Source organism: Desulfocastanea catecholica, assembly GCF_054657295.1.
Window position 1 is genome coordinate 1 of the sequence record NZ_BAAHYZ010000065.1, and the last position, 5,527, is coordinate 5,527.

General features: G+C 45.8%; 6 protein-coding genes. 5 read left to right on the forward strand and 1 reads right to left on the reverse strand.

What is annotated here, in order from left to right:
- The 5 genes from ACYQ8U_RS22430 to ACYQ8U_RS22450 form a co-directional block, all read left to right on the forward strand.
- Positions 1 to 211: 2-oxoacid:acceptor oxidoreductase family protein (locus ACYQ8U_RS22430; protein WP_459947792.1), on the forward strand; the 211-nt coding region annotated here is incomplete at its 5' end.
- A 107-nt stretch (positions 212 to 318) separates the two neighbouring features.
- Positions 319 to 1,536, forward strand: a complete 1,218-nt coding sequence (locus tag ACYQ8U_RS22435) for an NADP-dependent isocitrate dehydrogenase (protein ID WP_459947793.1) — start codon at positions 319 to 321, stop codon at positions 1,534 to 1,536.
- A gap of 156 nt (positions 1,537 to 1,692) precedes the next feature.
- Positions 1,693 to 2,832 carry a 2-methylaconitate cis-trans isomerase PrpF family protein gene (locus ACYQ8U_RS22440; protein WP_459947794.1) on the forward strand — a complete coding sequence of 380 codons (1,140 nt, stop codon included), beginning with the start codon at positions 1,693 to 1,695 and terminating at the stop codon, positions 2,830 to 2,832.
- Positions 2,833 to 2,904: 72 nt separating this feature from the next.
- Positions 2,905 to 3,408, forward strand: coding sequence for an AbrB family transcriptional regulator (locus tag ACYQ8U_RS22445; protein ID WP_459947795.1), 504 nt, complete (start codon positions 2,905 to 2,907; stop codon positions 3,406 to 3,408).
- Positions 3,409 to 4,071: 663 nt separating this feature from the next.
- The gene (locus ACYQ8U_RS22450; protein WP_459947796.1) at positions 4,072 to 4,341 is read left to right on the forward strand and encodes a CopG family antitoxin; all 270 of its coding nucleotides are present in this window, start codon (positions 4,072 to 4,074) and stop codon (positions 4,339 to 4,341) included.
- A gap of 94 nt (positions 4,342 to 4,435) precedes the next feature.
- On the opposite strand, the gene ACYQ8U_RS22455 is transcribed toward ACYQ8U_RS22450, so the two are convergent.
- Positions 4,436 to 5,257: a 4Fe-4S ferredoxin gene (locus ACYQ8U_RS22455; protein WP_459947797.1), complete on the reverse strand. Its 822-nt coding sequence runs from the start codon at positions 5,255 to 5,257 to the stop codon at positions 4,436 to 4,438.
- Positions 5,258 to 5,527 lie beyond the last annotated feature (270 nt).

Consider the following 5,527-nt stretch of genomic DNA (forward strand, 5'->3'; position numbering starts at 1 on the left):
ACTGCCGATGTACGACAGCGTCATGGAGAAGATCGGCAAGCCGGTGGTCTTCAATATCTGCGTGCTCGGCGCCTTGATCGGCATCACCGAGGTGGTCAAGCCGCGAGCGGTCATGGCCACGGTTACCGACCGGGTGCCGAAGGATTTTGTCGATCTGAACAACCGGGCCTTTGACCTGGGGCTGGCGCTTGGATCGCAATATAACTGGTAGGGACTGACTGTCCTGCATATAGGTACGACGGTATCCTTGTCTTATCGGATGTCTACCCTGACAAGAGAGGCTATGTTTTGTTTAGTCACTGTAACAGGAGGTGATAAGTGAATAAAATACATGTAAAAAATCCAATTGTTGAGCTCGATGGCGATGAAATGACCAGAATTATTTGGAAATTCATCAAAGAGCAGTTGATACTCCCCTATCTTGACGTGGATATAAAATACTACGATTTGTCAGTACAAAAGCGAGATGAGACTGAAGACCAAATTACCATCGATGCTGCCAATGCTATCAAGCAGTACGGCGTGGGGGTTAAATGTGCCACAATCACTCCGGATGAGGCAAGGGTTGAGGAGTTTGATCTCAAGCAGATGTGGCGCTCTCCCAATGGAACCATCAGGAATATCATCGGCGGAACGGTTTTCCGTCAACCGATCATCTGCCGTAATATTCCAAGACTTGTTCCTGGCTGGACAAAACCCATTGTTATTGGTCGACATGCCTTTGGTGATCAGTATCGGGCAACGGATTTCCTCGTTCCAGGAGCAGGTAAACTGACCATGAAGTTTGAACCGGCAGATGGCGGTGCACCTGTAGAATATAAAGTTTTTGATTTCCCCAGCTCTGGGTGTGCCATGGGGATGTACAATCTGGATGATTCAATCCGTGGATTTGCCAGGTCCTGTATGAATTACGGGTTAAACCTCGGCTGGCCGGTATATCTGTCCACCAAAAACACCATTCTTAAAAAATATGATGGCCGCTTTAAGGATATCTTCCAGACTGTCTTTGAGGATGAGTTTGCGGCCAAATTTGCCGAGGCAGGCATCAATTATGAACATCGTTTGATCGATGATATGGTAGCCGCGGCCATGAAATGGGAAGGCGGATTTGTCTGGGCTTGCAAAAATTACGATGGTGATGTGCAATCGGATACGGTTGCCCAGGGTTTTGGTTCACTTGGACTTATGACCTCAGTTTTGATGACAGAAGACGGCAGAACCGTGGAGGCTGAAGCTGCTCATGGCACTGTCACTCGGCATTACCGAGAGCATCAGAAAGGCAAGGCCACCTCCACTAATCCCATTGCCTCGATCTTTGCCTGGACCAGGGGCCTCGCTTATCGGGGAAAATTTGATGAGACACCTGAAGTGACCAGTTTCGCTGAGACTCTTGAACGGGTATGCGTTGAAACAGTTGAATCAGGTTTTATGACAAAAGATCTGGCATTACTCGTCGGTGCAGAACAAAGTTACCTTACCACTGAAGAATTTTTGTCAGTTTTAGATGAGAATCTAAAAAGAGTAATGCATTCATAAATCTCGAATTTTTTAATTACTTCCGAACCAGAGAGCAAAGCTTCCTAGGAGGCTGTCCGAGTGTAGTTTGATATATTCAAAAAATCATTGATGTTACCTCAAGCTGTTTAAGTTGCGACGTCTTTATGAATATGGCAGGGATTGGAGGACTCGATAGTGCAAAAGCGCATTCAAACCGTACTAATGAGAGGAGGTACCAGCAAGGGGTTGTTTTTCCATGAAAATCATCTCCCTGCCAATGTGGAGCACAGGGACAGGATGATCCTTGCGATATATGGTAGTCCCGACCCTAATAAACGCCAGATTGACGGTGTTGGAGGCGGGGCAAGTACAAGCAGCAAGGTTGCCATAATCAGTCCATCTGTTAATCCTCAATATGATGTCGTATATAATTTTGGCCAGGTCTCAATTGACCGGCCCATCGTAGATTTTAAAGGTAATTGCGGAAACATTTCTTCGGCTGTGGGTCCTTTCGCCATTGATGAAGGGTTGGTTAAGGCTATTGAGCCGATAACCGAGGTGCGCATCCACCAAAAGAATACAGACAAGCTGATCATTGCGGAAGTGCCTGTAAAAGATGGTAGGTTTGATTGTAATGGAGATTACCAGGTAGCAGGGATTCCAGGAACGCACTCCAAAATTAACCTTCGCTTTGTCAATCCGGGTGGATCGCTTACGGGAAACCTCTTTCCTTCCGGAAACAGGACAGATGAGATAGAGATTCCGCATTATGGCAGGATCAAGATTACCATCATAGATGCGGCCAACCCCGTGGTGCTTGTCAGAGCTGAATCGATAGGCCTTAGTGGTACAGAAATTGATGAAGTGGATAGTGATAATAAGGTGAAGGAAATCCTTGAGACCATACGATGCAGGGCCGCGGTAATGACCAGGCTTGCCATCTCTGAACAAGAGGCTACCGCAAGGAGCCAAGCGGTCCCTAAAATTGCCTTTGTCTCGAAAAGTCAAGCATACACAATAAATCAAGGTCGTGAGATTGGCGCAGATGAAGTTGATATTGTTGCGCGGATCATGTCCATGGGGACCTTGCACCGCTCCTATGCGGTCAGCGGCGGTATTGCCACTGCAGGCGCTGCGATGATTCCGGGGACCGTGGTCTACGACCTGATGAGTGAAGATTCCCGCGCCCGGGATCTACTGAGAATCGGTCATCCAGGGGGTGTTATCGATATTGGTGCAGTCATTGAAAAAAAAGGGGATACCTATGCATACAAAGAGGCTGTCGTTGGTCGTACAGCAAGACGACTGATGGAGGGCTATGTTTTTGCCTCTTAGATTCATTTCGAATTATCTTCTTTTTGCAGGATTGGTTCAATCTGCAAAGTGGCGCTAAGCAGGGAGCCCTGTATGAATCCAAATTTGGGTTGGTTGGTTTACCTTTTTGTTGGAACGCTCGGTGGCTTACTCGGAGCCCGGTTAAAAATACCGGCTGGCAGTCTCATTGGCGCGATGATGGCCGTCATCGTTTTCAAGCTGGTGGTGAGGAGTGTCTGGCCGATTCCCAAGGACGTCAGTTTCGTCTTTCAGGTCGCACTGGGTGTCATGGTTGGTGCTGCCTTTCAACCAGCCATGTTGCCGCATCTCAAAAAACTTTACATTCCTATTCTCACCTCGACCGTCACCCTGGTCGGAGTTGGGTTGATTCTTTCAATTATATTTACCCGACTTCAGATCCTGGATGGCACCACAGCCTACCTTGGCACAAGTCCCGGTGCGATGAGTGGTATCCTTGTCCTGGCTTTCGAAGGCGGCGCCAACCTGCCCATTGTGGTCAGTTTTCACTTTTTCCGGGTGGTATTTGTTCTTCTCACTGCGCCTCTTATCTTAAAATTATTATCAGTGGTAAAGTGACTTCCAGCTCTTATTGCTTCAAAATGAACAAGTCGTTGTCGTACTCCACGACGGTTTTTGGCATTTAAACTATAATTATAACTGCTGTGTTGCAGGGATTGTTAAGAGCAGGCAATCCTGTGTTGATAATGAAATTGTAGAAAGATGCGAGTACTGAGTAACGGTTCCTTTTGGTCGCCTGTTTATTGTCTTTGGTCAGGGAAAGCAGAAAAGTCAGTACTCTTCTGGAGTGATGCTGGATAATTCACGTTTGCCAAACTGGGTGGTGAAACGGGAGAGGACAAAATCACAGGTTTTGACGGTATTTTTTTTTTGGGTTGGTTTGGTGATACTGCAGATAGAATTCGACTGCTCGTGAAACGTTCATAGTGCACCTCCTGTAAATTAGCGGGAATGGGCTAAAGTTCATAAGCCAAAAAAACAGGCCGAGGATTCATCATAATCACATCTCGGGTTGGATATGGCCGATGAGAAAAACCAACGCTATGAGAGCAATAAGCACACGTTATGTTATAGTACAACTTATGAAGCAAATTAATTGGAATGCTGAAAAAAATCAGTGGTTGATGAGTGAGAGGGGCGTCTCTTTTGAAGATGCGTTGTTCGCACTCCAGTCCGGAACGGGTGTATGAGTACTAAAAAAAGAATCTAAAAGATCAAGAGTTGCTTGATGCATTTGAAGCAGATGAATTTCAATCTGATTTAACAGAAGAGCGGCGAACTCAGCTTACGAAATTTGCCAAGGAATCGATCAAGAAGGATAAACGCATTAATATTCGGATATCAGGGCGCGACCTCGAAGCTCTTCAACGTCGAGCTCTCGAAGAAGGTTTGCCTTATCAGTCACTTGTGTCCAGTGTGCTGCACAAGTATGTTTCTGGTGGTCTTAAAGATATTACCGCCCAAAAAGTAATATCGCGGACAAGCTGTTAATTTTTTTTAGAATTTCCTGAAAATCCACGACGAGTTAATCTGTAATAGTCTTTATTTGGAGTTGACCAAAAACACCTAATCCTGCCAGCGGTAATCATCGGTTCTTGCTGGCAAGAGGCATTTGACTTTCACATGGAACTTTAGTTTGGCACAATCCACAGCTGTTGACTTTGAATCCTAATTGCTCTTTTTCCACATGAACAGCAGTCACGCTGCGAATATATTCCCTGCATTTGACTTTATCATGTCCTGATTTGGAAATGGCTCCGACAGGACATCGGCGTGCGCACACAAGGCACCTGCCGGTCGAATGGAACAGGCACCACTCGTTATGATTTTTATATGACCTTGGTGTAGACTTAAACCTCTTGCGCACAATTACTGAACCTACCCGAACAGCCTTCCCCAGAGGAGTAATCAGTCCATCGGACACCCCAAATGTGCCAAGCCCACAAACATGGGCGGTATGACGTTCTGACCATGAAGAAGCAAATCCGTATTGAGTAGAAAGAGCTTTCGACCACTGGGGAAGCAAAACTGGAGAACAAGCTTGATGACCATCCGCTGCAAACAGACCTATCACGTATCGGCGTAAATTTTCATTAACCTTTTCACCGTAGTGTCGTGCTTTGCTCCATTCAACGCTCGGCATAATTACGGCCTTTCTGTGTGCCAAGCGAGTATCTTCTGTCTGCGGTAAAACCCATGAAATAACACTCAGTTCATCTGCCCGGATTTTCTCTTCAGGAAATGCAGACAAGAATGCCTCTTCCGGTGTCCAGTAGAACTCAGGGCCAATATCAGCTTTTAAGAAAGAAAATAGTTCGTCTTCTCCCGATGCAAACCCAACCAACGGTCTAGCAAAAGCGGGTAATTCTGAACCTGGCTCTAAGGCATTATTGGTACGATCATTCATCCATAATTCAATTTGTTTTGTGATTTGGCACATAAAAAGTAATTGAAAAAATTTCCGCGTCCTCTTGTCCCACGCACAGTTGAATTCTGCCAGCTGAATATGGCTTAACCTTCACAGTCCAAAAACGATCAATATCGTACACAGCTATTTAAACGTAAGCAATAGCTGTGATATTTTTCCGGTCCACAACATCGACTGTCAGGAAAGATCTCAACCCGCGAGGTGTACTCCCAAGTCGAAACTTTCCAGTATAACTCTAATAAAACACAA